We start from the raw sequence: 22,373 nt of genomic DNA, 5'->3' as shown, positions 1-22,373 counted from the left end.
ACTCCGCGCCCACCGACTCCGCGCCGGCCACGGGGCAGGCGTCGCCCTCCTCGACCGTCACCTCCACCTTCCCCCCGCTCCAGGACGTCCCCGAGGTGTGCGACCTGCTCCCCGAGAGCCTGACCACGCGGCTGGCGCCCCTGAGCAAGTCGGCGCCGGGCGTCGCCAAGGACGGTTACGGCGCGAAGCGGAAGGACTGCGTGTGGGACCAGAAGGGCTACAACATGAAGAACGGCTACAACGAGTCGCGCTCGATCAGCCTCAAGGTCAACGTCTTCCCCGACCACGAGTCGGCCCTGGACGACGCCGACTTCATGTGGGACTCGATGCGCGACGAGTCGGGCCAGTCCAAGGGCGACCCGTACAACACGAAGTACGGGGAGATCAAGCAGCTCGCCGACCTCGGTGACGGGGCGTACGCGATCTACAACCGGCACACGGTCCGCAACCGGGCCACCGCCTGGGTGTTCGTCGTCCGCGGCAACACCACCATCGACGTGCGCTTCCACGGCAGCGACAACAAGGGCCGCGAGATCAACTCGGACGCGGACAGCCGGCCCGTCGCCGAGGACGTGCTGCTGAAGGGGGCGGAGGAGGTAGCCGCGGAGGCGCTCAAGAACGTGGGGTCGTGACCGCGGCGGCCAGGGGGAGCCGCCGCGCTCACCCCGGGCGTCAGCCGGCGGTCTCGGTGCGGGGGAAGAAGGGCAGGTCGATGAAGACGCGGTCGGCGGCGGCCAGGATCGTCGCGGCGTCGTCCACCGGCGGGTGGATGTGCTGGTTGATCAGCCTCTTGACCTCCTTGGCCGCCGTCCCCGTGGCCAGCACCGTGCGGTCCCAGCCCCGGGTGAAGATCGCGCCGGCCTCGCCCAGGTCCAGGCAGGTGACGTACGGGCCGGGGGTGAAGTCCCGCAGCGGCAGGCCGAGCAGGTCGGCCGCCGCGTTGTACCCGGCGACCTTGCCGAGCGGGGTGGCGTGCTGGCACGCCTGCATGACCAGGTGCTCGTCGTCGAACGCCGCCGCGGCGGTGTCCCCGGCGGCGAACACCTCGGGCAGGGCGCGCAGCCGCCGGTCCACCGGCACCCGGCCGAGACGGTCGAGCTCTCCGGAGAGCTGCCGGGTCAGCTCGCTGGCCGTCATCCCCACCGACCAGACCACGACGTCCGCCTCGACCTTGGCGCCGTCGGACAGGACGGCGTACCCGTCGCCGACCTCCGTCACCGTCGTCGAGAGGCGGCGCTCGACGCCCAGCCGGTCCAGCGCCTCCTCGATCGCCTCGCGCGGGCCGGGGCCGAGCGGGTTCGCGACCACCGCGGAGCGGTCGACCAGCAGCACCCGGCCCCGGGCGGCCAGCTCGGTCGCCGCCTCCAGGCCGACGAACCCGGCCCCGACCACCACGGCCGAGTAGTCCTCACGGTCGCGCAGGTGGTCGGCGAGCCGCCGGGCCCCGTCCATGGTGTCGATGTCGAAGAGCCGTTCGGCGCCCGGCAGGCTCTCGGGCCGGACGAGCCGGCTGCCCGCCGCGAGCACCAGACGGTCGTAGGCGACCTCCCGGCCGTCGGCCACCACCACGCGGCGGACGGGGTCGATCGTGCTCACCCGGGCCCGCAGGTGCTCGACGCCGATCGGGCCGAGGATCCTGGCCAGCTCCACCTGGGCCAGGGCCGGCTCCGGCTCGTACAGGCGGGGCCGCAGCACCAGGTGGTCGTCCGGCGCGATGAGCGTGATGCGCAGGTCGGCCGGCCCGCGCGCGAGCGCCGCCCCGGCCGCGCTCCACACGCCCGCGAAGCCCCCACCGATGATCACAACGTGTGCCACGATGATCGTTCCTCTCCACCTCGCGCCTCCGGGGATCGGAGGCGGTCGGCAGGGGGACAAGACAGCGGGCGCGAATGTGACCGGCGCTCGCGGCCGGCTTCCCTCAGCGCGGCGTGGCCGCCTTCAGCACGGCGGACGCGGCGGCGTGCCCGGTCTCGAAAGCCGCGTGCAGCAGCGCCGGGTCGCTCTCCAGACGCCCCACCCCCGGCGAGCTGTCCGGCGGCCGGACGGACAGGACCGCGGGGCCGCCGCCCAGCGACGGGCCGTCGAGGTCGTGCTCGGCGAGCAGCCGGTCGTCGTCGGCCAGCCGCGCGGCCCGCGACAGGAACGCCGCGCGCAGCGCCGGGGTGTGGCGGCGCAGGCCGATGCCGGTGACGACGCGCGCACCCCAGGACGGCTCGGTCCGGGCCGCCGCCCCGTCCACCAGGCGGCGGGAGCGCAGGACGAGCACGTGGCCGGCCCCGTCGCGCAGGGCCTGCCGGAAGGGGATCGACTCGGCCACGCCCGCGTCGTACAGGAGCCGGTCGCCGATGGCCACGGGCGGCCCGGCCAGCATCGGCAGGGCGGCGCTCGCGCGCAGGGCGAGCCGCAGCGCGCGCTCGTCGGTCAGCGCCGGGCGCAGGTCCACCGCCTCGCCCGTCAGGACGTCGGTGGCCAGCGGGTGGAACTCGATCGGGGAGGCCAGCACGGAGGCGAAGTCGAGCGGGAAGTCCCGCACGTAGACGGTCTCGACCAGGCGGTGCACGTCCACGACGGGACGGGCGCGCAGCACGTTGCCGCGGCGGATCAGCGCCTTGGCGAACACCGGGTCGGTCCAGCCGCGCAGCCCCTCCGGGCGGCTGCTCAGCAGCCAGGCCCCCGAGATCGCCCCCGCCGACGCGCCGTAGACGGCGTCGAACAGCGGCAGCAGGCCGAGTTGCTGGATCGCCAGCGCCATGCCCGCCGACACCGTGCCTCGCATGCCGCCGCCCTCGATGGCCAGCGCCACCCGGTGGCCGTCGGTCCGCTCGCCGGGCCGGCTCGCCTCGGCGGCGCGTCGCGCGAGCACCGCGAGCAGCCGGTGCCGGCTCCTGACGTCGTCCACAACGTTCTCCCTGGGGGTCGAAAGGAACCTCGACAGATTACGCGATCGTTCGAAGTCGTTTTCGAGGACGGTCCCCCTGAGCGCCGGTCCGGCCACGGGCGGACGCCGGGTATGACCGTGGGTGGATGCGCGCGGCGGCGGCCCGTTCCTACGATGAGCGCGTGGTGGTGATCTCCCGCCGGCTGCTGCCGGCCGGCCTCGGGCTGCTGGTGCTGCTGGTCGGCCTGTCATGGGCGCAGACGATCACGCGCGGCTGCGGGTTCGGCTGGCCGTTCGCGGGCGGGATCGCCTTCGTCGCCCTGTGCCTCGTCATCGTGCGTACGGCGCCGGGCCGCCCCGCCGAGGCGGCCGGGCTCCTGGCCCCCGCGGCCGTCGCGGCCCTCACGGGGCTCGCGGTCAACAGCGTCGGCTGGTTCATCCTCGTGCTCTACCTCGGGTTCGTCGCGCTGGCGCTGCGCCTCTGGCCGGGCGTCGTCATGTGGCTGGCCTCGCTCGCGGTGGTGGTCGTGGCGGCGTTCACCTCGCCGGACCCCGGCTGGCCGAACTGGCTGGCCGCCGCGACGCTGGTGTTCTGGGGCGGCTGGGCCGCGCGCTACCGCATCGAGGTGGGGGAGCGGCTGCACCGCGCGGAGAGCGCCGCGACCGCCGCCGACGCCCTGGCCGAGCGGCAGCGGCTCGCCGCCGACCTGCACGACATCGTCGCGCACACGCTCGCGGTGACCGTGCTGCACCTGGGCGGCGCGCGGCTGGCGATCGAGCACGAACCCCGGGAGGCGGCGGCGGGCATCGCCGAGGCCGAGCGGCTGGCCCGGCAGAGCATGGCGGAGCTGCGCAAGGTCGTCGGCGTGCTCGCCGACCAGGACGCCGACCCGGCCGTGGCCGCCCCGCAGCCGACCGCGTCCGGGCTCGCCGAGCTGTTCGAGGAGTACCGGACGGCCGGCCTCGCACTCGATCCGGGCGTCGAGGGCGAGCTGACGGCGGTCGGCCCGGCGACCGGGATGGTGCTCTACCGGCTGGTGCGGGAGGCGCTGGCGAACGCCAGCCGCCACGCCCCGCGCAGCCCGGTCGAGGTCCGGCTGCACATCTCCGACAACGGCGACGTACGGGCCACGGTCGCGAACCCCCTGCCCGGCCGGCCGCCCCGGCACAATGGCGGCATGGGACTTCGCGCGATGGCCGGCCGGGTGCGCCTGGTCGGCGGCACCGTCACCGCCGGCCCCGAGGGCGACCGGTGGGTCGTGCGGGCGGAGCTGCCGGCGTGATCTCGGTGGTGCTCGTGGACGACCAGGAACTGGCCAGGGCGGGGCTGCGCACGATCCTGCGCCGCCCGTACGGGTTCGACGTGGTCGGCGAGGCGGCCGACGGGCAGGCCGCGCTCGCGGAGGTCGCCCGCCTGCGGCCGGACGCCGTGGTCATGGACGTCCGCATGCCGCGCATGGACGGCGTCGCGGCCACCCGCGCGCTGCTGGCCGCGGACCCGGCGGCGCGCGTCCTGGTGCTGACCACGTTCGGCGAGGACAGCGTGCTCGCGGCGGCGCTGCGGGCCGGCGCGTCGGGCTTCTGCCTCAAGGACGCCCCCGCCGAGGACATCCAGCGGGCCGTCCGGGCGGTGGCGGCGGGAGACGGCTGGCTGGACCCCGCCGTCTGCGGACGGGTGCTGCGGCGCTACCGCGCCGACCCGGCGACCGACCCCGACGCGGTCCGTCGGCTCGGCGACCTCACGGCGCGCGAGCTCGACGTGCTCAAGCTCATCGGCCGCGGGCTCACCAACGCCGAGATCGCCCGCGCCCTCGTGGTCGGCGAGGGCACGGTCAAGACCCACGTCGGCCGGATCTTCACCAAGCTGGCCGTACGCGACCGGGCCGCGGCGGTCGTCTTCGCCTTCGACCACGGCGTGGTCCACCCCGGCGGCTGACCCCGCGGTCGTCTTGGCCTTCGGCCATGGTGTGGTGCACTCCGGGAGCTGACCCCGTGGTCGTCTTGGCCTTCGGCCATGGTGTGGCGCACTCCGGGAGCTGACCCCGTGGTCGTCTTGGCTTCCGGCCATGGTGTGGCGCACCCCGGCGGCTGACCCCCGGCCATGGTGCGGTGCACCTCGGCGGCTGACCCCGGCCACGGTGCGGGGCATCCCGGGGATGCCGCCGGGTATGCCCGGGGGCTGACCGCAGGTTCCGCCTCCGGTCAGACGACCCGCGGCGCGACGTCGGCGACCGTGGAGGCATGCTTCTCCGCACCCCCCGTTCCTTTGCCGCCACCCCGCTCCCGGCGTTCGCCTGGCGGACCGTCGCCCCCGTCGCGGGCGCCGTCGTGCTCACCCTGCTGGTCCTCAGCCCGTGGTACGGCTACCACCGCGACGAGCTCTACTTCCGCATGCTCGGCCGCGCACCCGCCTGGGGGTACTTCGACCAGCCCCCGCTGACCCCGCTGCTGGCCAGGCTGTCCACGGACCTGTTCGGGGACACCGTCTCCGGCCTGCGGGTCGTCCCCGCCCTGTGCACGGGGCTGCTGATCCTGCTCGGCGTCGCGATCACGCGGGAGCTCGGCGGGCGCGCGGACGCGCAGACGCTCGCCGCCGCCGGCCTCGCCACCGGGACGTTCCCCCTGATCGCCGGGCACACCCTGCTGACCATGTCGGCCGACTTCGTGTTCTGGGCGGCCTGCCTGCTGTGCGTGCTGCGTGCCCTGCTGCGCGGGGACGGCCGGTGGTGGCCGGTGGCCGGGGCCGTCGCGGGGGCCGCCACGTACAACAAGCACCTCGTCGTGCTGCTGCTGGCCGGGGTGGCCGCCGGGCTGGCGGTCAGGGGGCCGCGGGCCGTGCTCGGCGACGGGTGGCTCTGGGCGGGGGCGCTCGTGGCCGTCGTCGTCGCCGCCCCGAACCTGCTCTACCAGGCTCTGCACGGCTGGCCCCAGCTCACCATGGCCGCCGGGCTCAGTGAGGGCGGGAACCGGATCATGTTCGTGCCGATGCTGGTGGCGCTGCTCAGCGTGGGCGCGTTCGCGATCGCCGTGACCGGCTGGTCGTGGCTGCGCGAGCGACCGGAGACCCGGCCCGTGGCGATCGCGATCCTGGTGACGATCCTGCTCGGCTGGGTGTCGGGCGGCCGGGCGGACTACGTCGCGGGCAGCCTGATCTGCGCCTTCGCGGCCGGTTGCGTGCCCGCCGCCGCGCGGATGCGCGGCCGGGCCGACCGGCGCCGGACGGTGTGGCTCGGGCTGCTCGGCGGCTCCGCCGCCGGGGTCGCCATGGCGCTGCCGCTGCTCCCGCTGCCGGTGCTCGGCTTCTCGCCGAACGAGGTGGCCAGGGAGTCGGTGGGCTGGCCGCGCTTCGCCGCGCAGGTGGCCGCGGTCCACCGGGCGCAGCCCCCGGGGACGGTCGTGCTCACCGCGAACTACGGCGAGGCCGGCGCGCTGGACCGGTTCGCGCCGGCCGTGCCCGTCCACAGCGGGCACAACGAGCTGTGGTTCCAGGGCCCGCCGCCGGAGACGGCCACGACGGTCGTCGCCGTGGGGCTGCCGCCGGAGCGGTTGCGGGAGCGTTTCGCGCGCTGCGAGTCCGCCGGCGTCATCGACCACGGAACCGGGGTCCCGAACGAGGAGCAGGGCCTGCCCGTCACGGTCTGCTCGGGGCCACGGACCTCGTGGGCGACCGCCTGGCCCGCCTTCCGGCACGCGGACTGAGCACGTTCACGAGGTCCAGGACGGCGCGGACGGGGCACCGGAAGCCGGATGCAGTACCGTCGCTGAAGGGTTTCTTGCCCGCACCGCCTTTTCACTCTTGAATGGGGTCAAATGTTTCTCCGCAGCCCCAAGTCTTACAGCCCGCGCCCCACCGGCATCCTGATCGGCATCGGGTTCTTCGTGGTCGTGGCCGCGTGCGCGGTCACCGCCCTGGTGGTCCCGGAGGACGCGGTCGAGGTGCGCTTCGCCGTCATGGGGCTGACCGGGTGCCTGTACGCCGTGGTCGCGGCCGACCTGCGGGCCGCGGCGGTCACCGGCGTGCTGGCCTGGACGCTGGCCACCGGCTTCCTCATCCACCCCGCGGGCGAGCTCAGCGTGACCGGCGCCTCCGACGCCATCCGCCTGCTCGCCATCATGGGCATCTCCCTGGCGGGCGGCCTCTACGGCGTCCACCGCCACCGCGCGGGCTAGGAGCCCGGCAACCGGTCGTCCCCCGTGCGAGCGCGCGGGCCGGGTATCGCGCACCCGCACGCGGCGTCGTTGTCCCCCGTGCGAGCTACCCGCGAATGTCCACCGCGTGGTGACGACTTCCCGCCGCCGGGTCCCTAACGTTCTCGGTGTAGCCGCGGCGCTCCGGCCGCGCGATCCCGAGGGGAGCCGTCATGCGAGTGCGGGGCGTCACCTCCGCAGTCGTGCGCGCCCGCGTCGTCCGCGAACTGCACGACGCCGTGACCCACCAGGTGACGGCGATGGTCGTGCAGGCCGAGGCGGCCCGCCACCTGACCGCCGCGCCCGACCGCCTCGACGCGGCCCTGGCCGCCGTCGCCGACACCGGCCGCCGGGCCGTCGCCGACCTGCGGCTGATCCTCGACCTGCTCCCGGCCGACCCCGACGCGCAAGGCCGGACGCCGCTCCCCGCCGGAGCCCGTCCCCGCACCGAGGACGGGGCCGGCCCGCCTGTCCAGGTCGTCATCACATATCCGAAAATGGGGGATCCCTGACCTGGAGGACGGCGCGGCCGTGGCCACCCCCGCAGGACGCTGGAACCATGACGGAGACCATCGCAGGCATCACCATTCCCGACACGGCGCTCGTCCGCGAGGTGACGGAGTTCATCCGCGACACCGAGGACGACCTGCTCTACGACCACTCACGCCGGGTGTTCCTCTTCGGCGCGCTCCAGGGCCGGGCCCGCGGGCTGACCGCCGACCCGGAGCTCCTGTACGCGGGCGCGATGTTCCACGACCTCGGCCTGACCGAGGGCTACCGCGACTCCGAGCTGCGCTTCGAGGTGGACGGCGCCAACGCGGCCCGCGACTTCCTGCGCGGGCACGGCGTCGCCGACGCGGACGCCGACCGGGTCTGGCTCGGCATCGCGCTGCACACCACGCCGGGCGTCCCGGAGTTCCTCGACCCCGTGGTGGCCCTGGTGACGGCGGGCGTCGAGACCGACGTGCTGGGCATCGGCCACGGCGACCTGACAGCGGAGCAGCGCGCCGAGGTGATCGCCGCGCATCCGCGGCCGGACTTCAAGAAGCGCATCCTGCGGGCGTTCACCGAGGGCAACGTGCACCGTCCCGGCACCACCTTCGGCAACGTGAACGCCGACGTGCTCCAGCACTACATGGCCGGGTTCGAGCGGACGGACTTCGTCCGGGTGATCCTCGACAGCCCCTGGCCGGAGTGAGGCCCGGCGGTCAGGCGCGCGGGGCGAGCGGCGCGGGCAGGCTGACGCCGAACAGGCGGGCGTCCACCTCGTCGAGCGCCAGGCGCAACGCCCCCAGGGCGACGCTCTCGTCGCCGAGGGTGGAGGCGCGGATCTCGGGCACGCGCAGGCAGGTGCGGCCGAGCTCGCGGGCGAGCTGGTCGAGGATGAGGTCGGCGGAGCGGGAGAAGCCGCCGCCGAGCACGACGACCTGCGGATCGAGGGTGAGCACCAGGGCGGCGGTGCCGACGGCGAGGTCACGGGTGTAGCGGCGGACGGCGGTCCTGGCCGCCTTGTCGCCGGCGCGGGCGGCGTTGAACACCCAGGCCGCCGCGTCGTCGGTGTCGATGCCGGCGGGCAGGCCGGCGCAGTTCTCCAGGTGGGAGGGCGCGGTGAGCCAGCGGACGGCACGCAGCGCGCCGATCTCCCCGGCGGCCCCGCCGTGGCCGCGGCGCAGCGCGCCGTCGATGATCAGCCCGGCCCCGCAGCGCATGCCGGCCAGCACGTAGACGATGTCGTCGGCGTCGCGGGCCGCCCCCTGCCAGCGTTCGGCGAGCGCGGCCAGCTTGCAGTCGTTCTCCACCTGGATCGGGCAGGAGAAACGGGCGGCCAGGTGCCCGGCCGGGCTCACGCTCGCCCATCCGGGCAGCGGCGTGAACAGCGTGGTGCGCCCGCCGGCGTCGACCGGTCCGGTCACCCCGACGGTGATCGCCCAGACGTCGTCGGGACGCAGCCCGGCCCCGGCCAGGCACTCGTCGACTGCCGCGTCCACCACGGTGAGCCGGGCCGCCGGGTCGGCGCCGGGATCGACCGGCAGCCGCGCGGTGCGCACCACGGTGCCGTCGAGGTCGGCGAGCATGGCCAGCACCTTGTGCACGCCCACGTCGACGCCGACCACGTGCCCGGCGCCCGCGTTGAAGCGGTAGCGGCGGGCGGGGCGCCCGACGACGCTGCTGCCGTCGGGCTCCACGACGGTGAGCCAGCCGTCGGCGACCAGGCCCTGCACGATGACGTCGGTGCCGGGCCGGGACAGGCCGGTGCGCGCGGCCACCTCGGTGACGGTGGACGGCGGGCCGCCCCGCAGCGCCCGGACGATGCTGAGCGCGTTGAGCTCGCGCATCCGGGTCACGTCCGTGCCGGTCGTGACCTGCTCGGTCACCGTCGCCCCCTCGATCCCGCCGAATAATGCTGCGCTCTTGACAAAGAGTAGTGCGAAGTCAGGAGAAGCCGCACACCACGGCCAGGTCGCGCAGCCAGCCGAGCTGCTCGTCGCTGAGCGGGTTGAGCCGGCTGCGGAAGTACACCACGTCCGGATCGACCTCGGCCAGCGGCGCGTGCCACAGCCGGTGCAGCGTGTTGACCACGGCGTTGCGCGCCATCGCGTCGGACGGGTGTCGGGTGGCGCGGCGGGCGGCGAGCAGGCGCACTTCAGCCTCGGCCTCGGCAGCGTGAGCAAGGTCTTCGGCGATTCCACCTTCGACGGCGGCGGCCACCCGGCCATCACCACTTCCTACCAGGACATTAGGATCCCGCTCGCCGCCAACGGGATCGACCGGGTGTCTCCCGGCCGGCTCGCGATGGGCTTCTGGTACGGCGGCAGCGGCACGATCACCATCGACTCCCTGTCGTTCCGGTGACCGCACCCGGGAAGGCCGGCCCCGGCCTTCCCGGACCGCCGCGCCGTCACCAGGCGCGCCGCCCGCGCGAGGCGACCAGCAGGTAGCCGGCCAACAGCAGGACGCCGAGCGCCGCCTGCAGGCCGAGCGCGACCGGCCCCGGCGGCAGGAACAGCAGCGGCACGACGCCCGCGAAGGCGAGATCGACCCCGGCCGCCGCCCAGAAGATCGGCCCGGTGGGCACGCCGCCGAACCCCAGGTCGATGACGGGCATCGCATGGTTGATCGGGCCCCGCCTGGCCATCCGGAGCCCCGCGGCGGCGAGCGCGGGAGCGGCGGCCACGCCGTACAGCACGCTCCAGAGCGGGACGAAGCCCGCCGCGTGCAGGAACGCGAACGCGCCGCCCGCCCACAGGGCCGCCAGCACTCCGGGGACGATCGCGTGCGCGCCCAGCCGCGGGCCCGCGAACAGCCGGGGCAACTCCGGATGCTGGGCGTCCCAGCGCGCCCCGGCCGCGCCGGTGACGGCCGCGGCCAGGCCCCCCGCCACCAGGACGAGCACCGCCAGGCCGGGACTCCCGCCCGCCTGCCGGATGAGCGCGGGCAGCGCGGCCAGCGCGGCGAGCACGACGAGCCGGCCGGGACGCCGGGCGGCCATCCGCAGGTCCGCCCGCGTCATCAGCAACGGCCCGGCGGCCGGCCAGGGCCGCGAGCGCAGCCGCCGGCGCCGCCAGTAGCGCAGCTCGGCGATGCCGGTGAGCAGCGCGGGCTCCAGGCTCACCGAGGCCGACACGACCGCGCCCACCCGGACGGAGGTCTCGACGAGCGCGCGGGCCGGGAACGTCGCCAGCCGCTGCCAGGCCCGCCGGCCCAGCACGGCGGCGAGCAGCAGCACGGCGGCGGCCGGCACCGGCAGGAGCGGCACGGACGGCAGCGCGGGCCGGAAGACGGCCAGCCCGCCGGCGAGCACGGCCACCGCGACCACCGCCCGGCGCATCAGGTCGGCCCCCGGCTCGGCGGCCTGGACGAGCACCGCGGCCGACCCGGCGGCCAGCACCAGCGCCGTCGCCGCGAGCACGCCGGGCACCACCAGGTCGGGCCGCCCGAGCACGGCCGAGCCCAGCAGCCCCAGCAGCACACCGGCGACCAGCAAAACCGCGAGCAGCACCGTGGCGCTGCGGGCGAGGACGCCGCGGCGGCCGACCGGCGACATGATCAGCCAGCGGGCGTCGGCAGGCGACACCACGATCGGGCCCACCCACGACAGCAGCAGCAGGAACCCGGCGAACAGGCCGAGCAGCAGCGCCGACCCGAGCGCGGGGTCGCCCACGCCCGAGCCGCCGAACAGCCAGGAGGCGAACCGCATGCCCTGCGGCACGGCGACGGCCGCGGCCACCGCCAGGGCCACCAGCAGGAAGTACGCCCGCTGCCACGGCGTCTCCTCGGCCCGCCGGCGGCGCCGGGTGAGCTGCGGGATCGCCACCGAACTCACGCTCCCGCCCCCGAATCGCCGAGGTTCCCGGCTTCCGGCATGGTTCGGGCGGCCGTCATGTGCGGGCTCCGGCGCTCAGGGTGACGACACGGGCCCCCGTGGCGGAGGCGAGTTCGAGGTCGTGCGTGGCCATGATCAGGGTGCCCTCGTGGGCGTAGTCGGCGAGCAGTTCGGCCAGCCGCCCGCGGGCGGCCGGGTCGAGGCCGCTCTCCGGCTCGTCGAGTAGCAGCAGGCGGCTCGGCCTGGCCAGCGCGCAGCCGAGCGCGAGCCGCTGCCGCTGCCCGGTGGACAGGGTCAGCGGTGCGGCGTCGGCCCGGTCGAGCAGTTCGAAGGAGTCGAGCACGGCGTCGGGCTCCAGCCGTACGCCGTGAATCGTGGTGCTCAGCTCCAGGTGCTCGCGCACGGTGAGCCACGGATACCAGGCGTGGTCCTCGGTGACGAGTGCGACCGCGCGCCAGAAAGCCTCGTCGCCGGCCGGTGGCCGGCCGAATACCAGGACCTCGCCCGCGCTGACCCGCTGCAGCCCGGCCAGGCAGCGCATGAGCGTCGATTTGCCGGCGCCGTTCTCGCCGGTCAGCGCGACGATCTCGCCCTGCTCCACGGAGAGGTCGACGCCGTCGAGCACGCTGACCTCGCCGAGTATGACGGAAACGCCATTGGCAATTGTTACGGGCACCCGCTCACTATATCCGCCGGATCGCGAAGGAATGGCCGGAGTGAAATTGCCGAATTAAATGGTTTAACGGTGATTCCATATCAGCTCTTATGGCCGGAAAACGCCGAAGCCGCCCTTACGGGAACGGGTGCGGATGGGGATTGAGGTCCGCCGGCGTCACGGGCGGGGCCGGATCGCCGAGCAGGCGCGGGACGCGGAAGAGCCGGGGCAGCCCGGTCACCCGGCGCATCCCGTGCCCGAACGTCATCGGCAACGCCCCCGGCACGATCACCTTGACGCAGGACAAGCCCGCGCCGGACTGCTCGGGCGTGCTCTGGTCGACCACCACGACGTCCAGCCCCGCCGCCAGGAAACGGCCGACAGCCCGTTCGAGGTCCTCGGTCAGGTCGTCAGGTGACACGGGGACGGCCAGCTCGTCCAGCGAGCGCCGCCGCTGCGCGGCGAACAGGAACTCCAGCCGGGAGAAGACCGCCGGGTCGGCGTACAGCAGGGAGTGGTCGCCCATCGTCGTCACCAGGGCCGGGTCCGCCGCCATCGCGGACACGCGGGCGCGGTGCTGCCGGTAGGCACGCTCCACGCTGGCCAGGATGGGGCCGAGCTCGCGCAGCGCGTTGCCGGCCGCGCGCTCGGGGTCCAGGTGCGCGCCGCCCGCGCACACCGCTCTGGCCCGCTCGCCGCCGTCCCGGTCCACGGCGATCGCCCAGACCGTCGGGACGCCGTGCTCGACCGTGGTGTCCAGCACCGTGATCGTCCGGCCCGTCCGCTCCTCCAGGTGGGCGGCGAGCATCCTGAGCCGGGGATCGCGGGCCGTGCCCAGGTCGATCGCCACCACCGGGCGGCGCGCGTACCAGGTCATCAGGAACGCGTCCCGCTCCGCGACCTCCAGCAGGCCGTGCAGGATCGCCTCCTCCAGGCTGCCGCCGAGCGCGCAGCCGTTGGAGATCTCGTACGCCAGCCGCGGCTCGTCCGGGCGGAGCAGGTGGGCCCCGTAGTACGCGTAGGTCTCAGGGACGAGGACCGGCTCGCCCCGGCCGAAGGAGTGCGCCCAGACCCAGGACAGTTCGAGGTCGTCGTGGAAGGGCACGAACGGGAAGCCCGGACGTCCGTACCGGGACTCGTCGTGCAGCCCGAACGAGCGCGGGTCGATCGCGGTGTCCCGGACGTCCCGGAAAGCCGCGCGCACCGCCGGTCGCCGGCCGCCCGCCTGGAGGCCGCCCCAGCGCTCCACCGCCTCCAGGATCGCGGTGACCACGCTGCCGCGGTAACTGAGGTCGCGTCCCCAGCCGGACTCGGTGGCGTCGGTGCCGCGGATCGCCAGGTGCGCCCGCGCCACCGGGAGCCCGCCCTCGTCGCCGGTCTCCAGCTCACCGATCAGGCCCACCTCCGGGTCGACGAACGCGGCCACCAGCGCGTCGTGCTCGGCGGCGACGTCACGCAGGCGGAGCGTGCCGGGACGCGGCTTGGGCCGGGGCACCGGCACGATCCTGGCCGCTCCGGCCGAGTCGGCGGGGGCGACGCCGCAGTGCGGGCAGAGCGGGTCGGGCAGCAGGCGGTGCGTGGTGATCGACAGGTCGGGCGGGCGGCAGAAAAGCAGCGCCCCTTCCGTCCGTACGGGCGTGCCGGCGACCAGCCCTCTGACCTCGTCGCCGACGATCGCCGCGACGACGTCGGCCACGGCCGGGGTGAGCGACGGCGGCCGGCCGCGCAGCGCCTGCCGGTGACGGGCGACGACCGCCGCCCAGCCCGGATGGTTGCGGGCGCGGCGCGAGTCGGCACACGCGCCGCAGCCCGGCACGCCCGGCCTGGTCAGCGGGCCGATCACCACGCGGTCCGGCTCGCCGGACACCGGCAGCAGCGGAACGCCCGCCGCCGGCCGCTCCCCGGGCCGCCCGTCCGCGACGTGCACGGCCATTACGACGTCACCACCGGGCAGGTCACCCGGAACGGGCCCGCCGGGCACGACCGCGAGCCGGAACTCCCCGCCCAACTCGCCGGCCACCACCTCGGCCAGCCACCCCGCACCCAGAACAACGACCCCCGGCCTGCTCACCCACCCTCACCCCCTGCCCGGGTGTCGCGGTCGTCAGGCATCCGCCATCACCGCCCCCTGCCTGGGGAGCCCGTTCGTCCGGCATCCGCCCCGGTTGGGTGTCGCGGTTCGTCGGGCATTCGCCATCACCACCCCCGTCCGGGGACCGCGGGCGTCAGGCATCGAGCATCACCACCGCGCCCGCCCAGGCGACCACCTCGGCGAGCCCGGGGTCGTGGTCGTAGGGCACGAACACCGGGACCCGGCCGGGCAGGCCCGTCGGGCGCAGGCCCGGCGGTGGGTTCCAGGGTTCCGTCCGCACGTTCAGGACCCCGGCCAGGACCGGAGTCGTGAGCCCGGTCTGCGCCGCGTGGACGGCGGCCTCCACCGCGTCCCGCACGGCCGCCCCGATGCCGGGACGGCACACCACCTCGACCGGCACGCCGTCGAGGAGCACGGCGGCGGCCGGTGCGCCCGCGAGCCCGCTCACGTCCACGACCCCGGCATCGTGCCCCGCCGCCGTCAGCACCCGCAGGTACCCCGCCGCCACCGGATCGGCCGCCACCACCTCGCGGGGGACCCGCACGCCGCGCACCTCGTCCCGCGCGTCGAGCACGGCCTGCCTGTGGTGCGCCTGCAGCCCGGCCGACACCGTCTGCTCCCAGCTCAGCCCGGCCGCCGCCCCCAGCGGGACCGGCTCGCGGTCCGGCCGCAGCACCGGATAGACCGCTCCGGCGGCGACCCGGCAGGGCGCGCCGTCCGCCAGGCGCAGCCCCCGGACCCACCCCTCGTGCTCTCCCGCCGGCGTCAGCCGTCGCGGGTCGAGGGCCAGCGCCCCGTAGGCCGCCAGCGCGCGCAGCGCCGTCCGGCGGCGCGCCGTGGCGAAGTCCGCGCCGTAGGCGCCCACCGTCACCGCACGCCGGTACGGCGGAGCCGCGACCACGGCACGGGAGCGCCGCAGCGGCACCTGGTCCAGGTCCCCCTCGCCCAGCTCGCTGATCGGCCCGAACCGCGGGTCGATCGCCCTGGCCACGCGCCGGGAGAAGTCGTCCTCGCTCCAGACCCGGCGGTCCGGCTCGGCGTCGCCCCCGGCCCTGGGCCGCCGGGACCGGCGGCCGGTGCGCGCGAACGCCTCGCGCGGCGACGAGGCCACCTCCCCTCCGCGCGTCCCCGGCAGGACGTGATGCCAGGACGACGCGAGCGACCCGGCGTCGAACCAGCAGACCCGGCCGTCGCCCGCGCCCCCGCCCCCGGCCAGGAGCAGGGCGAGCCGGGCGGCCAGGACGCGCGGCGCCGCACCGGCGGGGAGCGGCCCCGGCGCGCGGAAGGCGTCCTTGTCCCGCAGCCGCCACCAGATCGTCTCCCAGCAGACGTCGGCGGCCGGCGGCCCGATCAGCGCCTGCCCTCGCGAGACCAGCGCCTGGACGAGCGGGATCGCCAGCTTCGCGGCCAACTCGGCGGTCTGTCGGGCCTGCGCCACCTCGTCCCGGCCGAAGATCTGCACCGCGCAGCTCACCCCGGCCGGGATCTCGCCGGGACGGCCGGTCACGACGTCGTCCGCGCCGGCCCGCAGCAGGGCCCGAACGCAGTCGGCCACCGCTTCCTCGGGCGCGATGACCACGGCCCGGCCGGCCAGGCGGCGCTCGGCCGCCGGGGCGTCGGCGTCCTCGGCCACGCCCCGCGCCACCAGGGTGCGGACGAGGCGGGTGACCATGGCCCGGTGCTCCTCGGACAGGGCGGCGGTCAGCTCCGCCGGCGTCCGCCGCCCGTCGAGGAGCGGGACGAGCCGTTCGGTCACGGCGGCCACCGACCGCCCCGACAGCGTCACCGGCCCACCCGCGGTGAGCCAGCAGACGCCCCCGGGCACCGCCGCGTGGTACACGCCGGCACGGATCCGCGGCCTCACCCCGCCCACCCTCCGTCGCAGGCCCGCGCCGCCACCAGGCCCGCTCCCAGGTCACGACTCCGGGCTGTCGTCCGGCCCGCTGCCCGGTCATGGCTCCGGGCCGTCACCCGGCCCGCTGCCCGCGATGGATCAGCGCCGCCACCCGGCCCGCCCCCGTCGCGGGCAGGCGGGCTCATCCGGCCCGCTCCCCGGCGGGGCGGCCGAGGGCGAACTCGCCGACGCTGGTCTCCTCAAGCGGGTCCAGCCCGGTCGCCGCCGCGAACGCGTCGGAGTCGCCGACCCCGAGCGCGCACGGCGCCAGCCCCATGGCCGTGGCCGCCAGGTACATGCTCTGCTGGAGCACCCCGACGTGCTTGAGCGTCAGCGCGTAACCGATCGCCCGGTACTTCCAGGCCAGCCGGCCGAACCTGCTGGCCATCACGATCAGCACGTCCGGGGTCGCGTCCCCCGCCATCCCGGAGACCGCCGAGCGCATCAGCCACCGCCTGCTCGTCGCCGTGGCCGGGACGGGGACGAGCAGGTGGTCGTGCGGGTCGTGGTAGTAGAGCCCGGGCGCCAGCCCGCGCACCCGGTGGACCAGCGGGTACAGCTCCAGCTCGTAGACCGCGCCGCCGCCCGGGTAGGGCCGGTCGGAGACGTCCAGGCCCTCGTCCTCGCCCACGAAGCGCACCCGTGCCGTACGGAAGAGCAACTCACCCAGCTCGTCGAGCGTGACGGGCGTCTCGTCGTAGGCGCGCACGGAGCGGCGGTCCTCCATCACCGACGACAGGGACGGGTCGTCGCGCCGGAGCTGCGCCAGGTCGGGGCGGGGCAGCCGCAGGCCGCGCGCGGGCCAGCGGGGGTGACGTCCGGGCGGCGGGTCGAAGATCCCTTTCGCCCAGTAGCCGCCGCCGAAGCCGGGCTGCCCCAGGGGGAGGTCGCCGCGCAGGCGGCTGCCCCGGTGGAAGGCGAGCTCGTGGTGGCTCCACTGGGCGTGGCTCAGCTCGTCGGCCTCGGCCGCGGTCGCCAGCAGGCCGCACGCGCCCAGGTGGTCCAGCAGGGCGCGGTCGGCGGCCGTGCCCTCGCGCAGCCGCGCCGTCAGCGCGACGGAGGCGACGAGGCGGTGGTCGTGCAGCCGGATGACGCCGGTGGCCAGCGGCGAGTCCACGAGGTAGTCGTCCTCGTCGCGCCGGAGGGCGGCGAACCTGGACAGCCGGAGCGGTTCGGCGGGCTCGTTCTTCCTGCGCGGCCCGAGCGGGCGGACGTCGAAGAGGTCCCGGTCGTCCTCGCGCACGGTGTCCACGAGCCAGCCGCCGGCCCGCAGGCGGTCCAGCAGGTCCTGGTCGAGCCGCTCGGCGGGCTGGTCCGTGCTCAGCGCGCGGATGGTGCGGTACTGGGCCTCGTCCAGCCGGCCCAACTCCTCCGCGTGCGGCCAGGCCAGCAGCATGGCCTGGTTGCTCACGTCACGGGCCAGGTGCACGCCGTCGCGCAGGCGGCTCAGGGTGGTGACCGCGCTCATCCCGTCACCGTGACCTCTCCCGGGGTGGGCAGGCGCACCTGCGCCGCGGTCACCCCGAAGACGTCCTCGGCGGCGCAGGCGGCCAGATGGCACAGCAGGAACCGCTCCGACGCCCCCAGCCCCAGCCGGGTGAGCTGCAGATACGTGTAGTTGAGCACCAGCCGGTACGTCTCGAACCAGTTCCGGTCGATCTCGCCGGGCGGCCTGGGGCGGGCATGGAAGGCGCTCGTGCGCCGCATCTCGGCGACGACCGGGTCGTCGTCGGCGTCGCGTCCGGCCCACGGCGGGTCCATGGACAGTTCCCCGGCCGCGATGAGGGCGGCGCCGCGCCGTCTGATCGGCTCGAACTCCGCCAGCCAGCGGCGCGTCAGCGGCGGCAGGCCGCGGTCGCGGTCGATGGCCGCCACGAGCGCGCGCACCCGCGCGGTCAGGGCCGGCGCGTGCGCCGCGTAGTGGGCGTCCCAGGCCCGCCGCAGCCCTTCGGCCTCGGGCCACCAGGACAGGAACGCCTCCGAGTGGGAGCGGAAGGAGACGAAGCCGCGCCGCAGCCCGGCGCCCGACAGCCGGTGCGCCGAGGCGATCATGACGTCGAACGCGAGCTGCGCCGTCCGGCCCCCGCCGCGGACGTGCTCCAGCATGTCGAAGGCGAGGCCGTCGGTGGCGCAGTAGAAGTCGGTGAGCAGGTCGGCGGCGCTCTCGCTGCCCAGGACGTGCAGGCGGCGGTCGTGGGCGGCCTCGTGCACGGTGTTGTCGGGGCGCAGCGGCGTGAGCGGCCCCCGCTCGTGCTCCCGCTCGGCCGAACGGCGGTGCCGCTCCAGCAGCGCCACCGGGTCGATCCGCGCCCGCGAGGGATGTTCGGCCAGGTACCGGCCGACCGTCGCGTCGAGGAGGGACCGGACCGGGCCCGCCGCCTCCACGCTGATCCGGATGTGGGGGCCGCGCAGCCAGTGACGGGTGTGGTAGGCCCGCCGGACGTGCGGGGCGACGCCTTCCATGAACGGCCTGACGGCGTCCAGCAGCAGGCCGGTGGGGTCGGCGTAGTAGGAGACCTCATAGGTGCGCCACATCATGTCCTCTCCGAGGCGATCCAGTCCTCGACCGCACGGGCGGCGAGATGGCGAAGCGAGCGCTCGGTGTCGATCCGGACACCGACCCGGTTGGCGAAGAGATGGGCGCACAGGTCCGCGACCCGCTCGGGGGACGGCCCGTCGAGCGCGGCGATCATCCGGGCGAGCGAGGACGTCCAGCGCCTGAGGTTGCCGTCGGGAAGCTGCGGCCAGCCTCGCCGGACCCGGTCCATGGCGGTGACCGCGTGCCGCAGCCTGGCCCGTTGCCGGTCGTAGAGCGGCTCGGAACGGTCGTCCGGCCTGGCCAGGCGGCGGCGGGCGGAGCGCGCCGGGTCGTCGGCGGCGAGCAGCCAGGACACCAGCAGGAAGCACAGCACGCCGGTCTCGCGCCGGTCGGCGGTCAGCCCGTCCTCGACGACGTTCAGCGCGAGCCGGCTCGACTCGTGGAAGTGCCGCTCGACGCCGGCCAGCGACGCCCCCGTGCCGTACCTGCGGTGCTCGGGCTCGTACGGCAGGAAGACGGCGCTGTTGTTGGCGTACATCCGCTCGGCGAAGGCGACGCCCTCCCTGGCGCCGAACCGGCGGGCGCGGCGCAGGTACTCGGCGTCGCCGAGCAGGTCGGCGGAGGGTTCGGCGGCGAAGAACCGGGTGGCGCGCTCGCCGATCAGGTCGCGGATCCCGGGTTCGTCGGCCGGGTCCGCGGGCAGGACGCGCAGCCGCACGTGCGGCCCGCCGTCCCAGTAGCGCAGGAAGAAGGCCCGCTCGGCCGGCAGCTCCCGCAGCAGCGGGCCGACGAGTCCGGTCAGCACCCGGTCGAGGCTGCCCTGGTAGAACAGGTGGGCGCTCACCCACATGAGGTGATCTCCACGACGAGTTCGGTGACCCGGCCGTCGAGGGTGCCGGCCGGATCGGCTCCGGGGTCGGGCAGCGCCTCCTCGAAGGCCACGACGCCGTCGAACCCCCTGGTCATGCTCTTGAAGACCGACACCATCGACATGCTGGAGAAGTCGAGGAACATCGGCTTGCGCGACTTCGCGAACACCTTGCTCACCCAGTCGCCCGACGCCGGCCGCAGCCGGACGAAGCACCGGCGCGGGATCCCCTCCGCCCGCAGCCAGGCGTGCAGCCGTACCAGGTGCTCCGCGTCGCTCTCCGCGGGCGTCTGCGCCGGGACGCGCCCGGCCGGGGCCGTCCACTCGGCCCGCTGGACCACGACCCTGCCGACCTCCACGCGCGGCCGGCGCCCGTGCGGCTCGTCCGTCTTCAGCGGCGACAGGCTGGGATGCAGCAGGTACGACTGCCCGAACCCGGCCATCAGCAGCCGGGCCGCGGGTGGCAGCAGCGGGTCGGCCAGCATGCCGAGGTGCGCCGGGCGCACCCGTCTCGCGCGCGCGGCCGAGAACAGCTCGGGGAGCATCCCGCCCGGCGCGAGCCGCACCATGAGGTCGGTGAGCGGGATGCGCTCGTCGCGCGGCCGGGAGCTGGCGGTGAACGGGTAGTCGATCTCGAACGGGGCCACCGGGTGCCGCACGTTCACGGACGCGCCGAACGTGCCGGACAGTTCCGCCACGTCGTCGTACTCGTCCGTGTGCTCCGGGAGGCCGCCGCCGGCCTGCGCGACGAGCCGCGACCACCGCCCGCGCCCCTTGCCGAAGCCGCCGCCCACGGTGTTGACCACCGCGCGCAGCTCGCCGTCCGGGCCGGTGAACGGCTGGACGTAGCACGAGACCGCCTCCCGCGGCGGCAGCCACTTGGGCCAGCCGGAGACGAGGTCGGCGAGCACCCGGGGGGCGGTGCGGACGACCCCGGCGCGCGGCTCGCCTGAAAGGGCCGTCCGCACCGAGTGCCCGCGCAGCCGGTGCAGCAGGGCGAGCGCGGGCACGGTGCTGCGCTCCAGCGCCTCACCCGGCACCGGATCGCTGAGCTGGAGGAAGGGCCTGAGCGCGAGCAGCCAGCCGGGGCAGGCCGCCGCGGCCCGCGCCAGATCGACCTGGACGGCCGCGTGCAGGTCGAGGAAGGGCACGGGATGGCCGTCGAAGCGGCGGTCGAGGTAGCCGGCGAGCGCGAGCCGTACCGGCAGCATCCTGTCGTGCAGGGTGAGCCAGCGCCGCAGCACGTCGAGGTCGTCGAGCACGGGACGCCAGGCGGGCAGCGCGGCCGTCAGCCGCAGGTGCGGCCGGACGGCGTTCTCGTGGACGGCGAACTTCCCGAGCACCTCGGGCTCGGGCCAGTCGAGCTTGAGCCGTTCGCCGACGGCGGCCAGACGGTCGACGGCCGCGGCCCGGCGGGCGCGGAAGTCCGCCACCGCCGAGGCGCCGGCCGCGTCGCGCAGCTCCCGGCTCAGGGACCTGACCAGCTCGCCGAGCGGTTCGGACGCGGGCAGGCGGTCGGCGAGGTCGTCGAGCGGGGTGTCGGACTGGTCGGCCACGGGGGACTCGTGCTCCAGCGCCCCGAGGTCGATCAGCCTGCCGCAGAAGGCGGCCACCGCGCGGGGGTCGTGGCCGCCCAGCCGCTGCTGGAGGCGGGTGGCGGTCGTGCCGTCGCCCACGGCGTCCAGGCAGGCGGTGACCTGCGGCGACGCCGGGATCGACACCAGGGGCTCGGCCGGGCGGCGGCCGAGGAAGACATAGCGTCCGTCGCGCTCGCGCAGGCTGGTGTTGACCTTGATCCGCGGCTCGCCGCCGAGGCCCGGATCGCGGGACAGCGCGTCGATGAGCTGCTCCAGGACCATGCGGTCGATCTCCGGCACGCAGCGCACGCCGTCGTCGCCGGACGCGGACAGCGGCGGGCCCGACGCGGTCCACTCTCCCGGGGCCGTGGTCATGAACGTGCTGTAGGGGCTGGTCTTGGCAGCCGCCCGGGAGACGAACTTCGTCAGCCCTGTCACCAGCCGTCGTCTCCGGTGCCTGGCCAGGCCCTTCCCGGCCGCCTCGAAGAGCGCGGGGCTCGCCTGCGCCAGCGCGCGCCCGAACAGCGGGTCGGTCGCGACGGCCGCGAGCTGCTGCGCCTCGGCGAGTGCGTCGCGGCCGGTCGCCTCGTCCAGGGCGCGCATCGTCGCGGCCCGCTCGTGGAGGCGGTCCAGCCACTCGCGCACCTGCCCGGCCGGGCCGGGCGGCAGCGACCGCGCCAGCTCGTCGGACCACTCGCCGCGCGCCGGTGGACGCCGCCCGTGCACGCAGCGCCGCAACGCCACGAGCCGGGGTTTCAGCGAGGCGTGGGCGGCGTCGCCGATGAGCTCGAAAAGCACCGCGCCGAGCTCGTCGGCGTCGGCGGCGAGTTTCTCGTCGAGGTCGGAAATCTTTTCGGCGAGCGACCACGAACCGCTCTTCGTCAAACGGTCGAGAACCTGTGCCGGCAATCCACATGAGCGAACGAAGAAAGTTCTCCCCACGGAATATGTCGCCACCCGGTCTCCTTTTCTCCCTGACGTGCGGGCGGCGCCGGCCGGCGGGCCGGTCCGGAGCCGCCCGTGACGGCCTACGGCAGTGACGAGCAGGACGAGCCGCAGCTCGGCCAGGACGCGCCGTTCTCGACCAGTCCGTGACCGCCGGTCAGCGACTCCACCGTGAGCCCACGGTCGGCCAGTTCGAAGACGTCGGCGGGAATGTCGTCGAGATTGAAGTCCATCGTGCACACCTCCCCTCTTGCTTAATCGCGGGCAGGCGTGGCCGGGAGTGGCCGCATAATGGGGATCGATCCGGCACCGGCCCCACCCGACTACCCCGCTCCGCGCAATGCGACATTAAATGCGAATGTTCCCGCCTGACAACCCTGGTCGCGGTAATGTGCCGTTCCGGTCAGAGAATT

General features: G+C 75.3%; 20 protein-coding genes and 1 pseudogene. 8 read left to right on the top strand and 13 right to left on the bottom strand.

All coding sequences use genetic code 11. The features are described from left to right. The coding region (locus tag FAF44_RS26515) for a hypothetical protein (RefSeq protein ID WP_237105977.1) at positions 1-632 on the top strand (632 nt) is incomplete at its 5' end. A gap of 40 nt (positions 633-672) precedes the next feature. On the opposite strand, the gene FAF44_RS26510 is transcribed toward FAF44_RS26515, so the two are convergent. Then, positions 673-1,815, bottom strand: coding sequence for an FAD-dependent oxidoreductase (locus FAF44_RS26510; protein WP_237105976.1), 1,143 nt, complete (start codon positions 1,813-1,815; stop codon positions 673-675). A 103-nt stretch (positions 1,816-1,918) separates the two neighbouring features. Beyond that, on the bottom strand, positions 1,919-2,899 hold the full coding sequence (locus tag FAF44_RS26505; protein ID WP_237105975.1) for a patatin family protein: 981 nt from the start codon (positions 2,897-2,899) through the stop codon (positions 1,919-1,921). Between the two features lie 161 nt (positions 2,900-3,060). Here FAF44_RS26505 and FAF44_RS26500 point away from each other — a divergent pair, with 161 nt between their 5' ends. The 6 genes and pseudogenes from FAF44_RS26500 (at position 3,061) to FAF44_RS26475 (ending at position 8,264) form a co-directional block, all read left to right on the top strand. Further along, entirely contained in the window at positions 3,061-4,161 is a 1,101-nt protein-coding gene (locus FAF44_RS26500; protein WP_237105974.1) for a sensor histidine kinase, read from the top strand. Beyond that, positions 4,158-4,814: a response regulator transcription factor gene (locus FAF44_RS26495; RefSeq protein ID WP_237105973.1), complete on the top strand. Its 657-nt coding sequence runs from the start codon at positions 4,158-4,160 to the stop codon at positions 4,812-4,814. Before FAF44_RS26500 ends, FAF44_RS26495 begins: the two co-directional genes overlap by 4 nt. Before the next feature lie 305 nt (positions 4,815-5,119). After that, a complete protein-coding gene (locus tag FAF44_RS26490; RefSeq protein ID WP_237105972.1) occupies positions 5,120-6,577 on the top strand; it encodes a glycosyltransferase family 39 protein in 1,458 nt (485 codons plus the stop codon). 111 nt (positions 6,578-6,688) lie between these two features. Then, the gene (locus tag FAF44_RS26485; protein WP_237105971.1) at positions 6,689-7,048 is read left to right on the top strand and encodes a hypothetical protein; all 360 of its coding nucleotides are present in this window, start codon (positions 6,689-6,691) and stop codon (positions 7,046-7,048) included. A 224-nt stretch (positions 7,049-7,272) separates the two neighbouring features. After that, positions 7,273-7,467: pseudogene (locus FAF44_RS26480) on the top strand (histidine kinase dimerization/phosphoacceptor domain-containing protein); the annotation flags it as partial. 158 nt (positions 7,468-7,625) lie between these two features. Continuing rightward, on the top strand, positions 7,626-8,264 hold the full coding sequence (locus tag FAF44_RS26475; RefSeq protein WP_237105970.1) for an HD domain-containing protein: 639 nt from the start codon (positions 7,626-7,628) through the stop codon (positions 8,262-8,264). 10 nt (positions 8,265-8,274) lie between these two features. Here the strand turns inward: FAF44_RS26475 and FAF44_RS26470 are convergent, their stop codons facing one another. Further along, positions 8,275-9,441: an ROK family transcriptional regulator gene (locus FAF44_RS26470; protein WP_237105969.1), complete on the bottom strand. Its 1,167-nt coding sequence runs from the start codon at positions 9,439-9,441 to the stop codon at positions 8,275-8,277. A 58-nt stretch (positions 9,442-9,499) separates the two neighbouring features. Beyond that, positions 9,500-9,661: a hypothetical protein gene (locus tag FAF44_RS26465; protein WP_237105968.1), complete on the bottom strand. Its 162-nt coding sequence runs from the start codon at positions 9,659-9,661 to the stop codon at positions 9,500-9,502. A gap of 12 nt (positions 9,662-9,673) precedes the next feature. Between FAF44_RS26465 and FAF44_RS26460 the strand changes: the two genes are divergently transcribed. Then, positions 9,674-9,919, top strand: a complete 246-nt coding sequence (locus tag FAF44_RS26460) for a hypothetical protein (RefSeq protein WP_237105967.1) — start codon at positions 9,674-9,676, stop codon at positions 9,917-9,919. A gap of 46 nt (positions 9,920-9,965) precedes the next feature. Here FAF44_RS26460 and FAF44_RS26455 read toward each other — a convergent pair whose 3' ends face one another. From FAF44_RS26455 to FAF44_RS26415, 9 genes are all read right to left on the bottom strand, one after another. Beyond that, positions 9,966-11,390, bottom strand: a complete 1,425-nt coding sequence (locus FAF44_RS26455; protein ID WP_237105966.1) for a DUF6297 family protein — start codon at positions 11,388-11,390, stop codon at positions 9,966-9,968. Positions 11,391-11,445: 55 nt separating this feature from the next. Next, on the bottom strand, positions 11,446-12,066 hold the full coding sequence (locus FAF44_RS26450) for an ABC transporter ATP-binding protein (RefSeq protein WP_237105965.1): 621 nt from the start codon (positions 12,064-12,066) through the stop codon (positions 11,446-11,448). Between the two features lie 115 nt (positions 12,067-12,181). Beyond that, entirely contained in the window at positions 12,182-14,116 is a 1,935-nt protein-coding gene (locus FAF44_RS26445) for a TOMM precursor leader peptide-binding protein (RefSeq protein ID WP_237105964.1), read from the bottom strand. A gap of 154 nt (positions 14,117-14,270) precedes the next feature. After that, a complete protein-coding gene (locus FAF44_RS26440; RefSeq protein WP_237105963.1) occupies positions 14,271-16,001 on the bottom strand; it encodes a hypothetical protein in 1,731 nt (576 codons plus the stop codon). A gap of 172 nt (positions 16,002-16,173) precedes the next feature. Beyond that, positions 16,174-17,499, bottom strand: coding sequence for a SagB family peptide dehydrogenase (locus FAF44_RS26435; RefSeq protein ID WP_237105962.1), 1,326 nt, complete (start codon positions 17,497-17,499; stop codon positions 16,174-16,176). Further along, entirely contained in the window at positions 17,496-18,569 is a 1,074-nt protein-coding gene (locus FAF44_RS26430) for a thiopeptide maturation pyridine synthase (RefSeq protein WP_237105961.1), read from the bottom strand. Before FAF44_RS26430 ends, FAF44_RS26435 begins: the two co-directional genes overlap by 4 nt. Further along, complete coding sequence (locus FAF44_RS26425) at positions 18,566-19,414, bottom strand: thiopeptide-type bacteriocin biosynthesis protein (RefSeq protein ID WP_237105960.1); 849 nt, start codon at positions 19,412-19,414, stop codon at positions 18,566-18,568. Before FAF44_RS26425 ends, FAF44_RS26430 begins: the two co-directional genes overlap by 4 nt. Beyond that, positions 19,411-21,900 carry a lantibiotic dehydratase gene (locus FAF44_RS26420; RefSeq protein ID WP_237105959.1) on the bottom strand — a complete coding sequence of 830 codons (2,490 nt, stop codon included), beginning with the start codon at positions 21,898-21,900 and terminating at the stop codon, positions 19,411-19,413. Before FAF44_RS26420 ends, FAF44_RS26425 begins: the two co-directional genes overlap by 4 nt. A 143-nt stretch (positions 21,901-22,043) precedes the next feature. Next, a complete protein-coding gene (locus FAF44_RS26415; RefSeq protein WP_237105958.1) occupies positions 22,044-22,193 on the bottom strand; it encodes a thiomuracin/GE37468 family thiazolyl RiPP peptide in 150 nt (49 codons plus the stop codon). Positions 22,194-22,373: the final 180 nt, after the last annotated feature.

The sequence above is a fragment of the Nonomuraea sp. MG754425 genome (genome assembly GCF_021699195.1).
Lineage (GTDB): Bacteria > Actinomycetota > Actinomycetes > Streptosporangiales > Streptosporangiaceae > Nonomuraea.
Note: the sequence above shows the minus strand (reverse complement) of the source record. Positions and strands in the feature narration are given on the sequence as shown.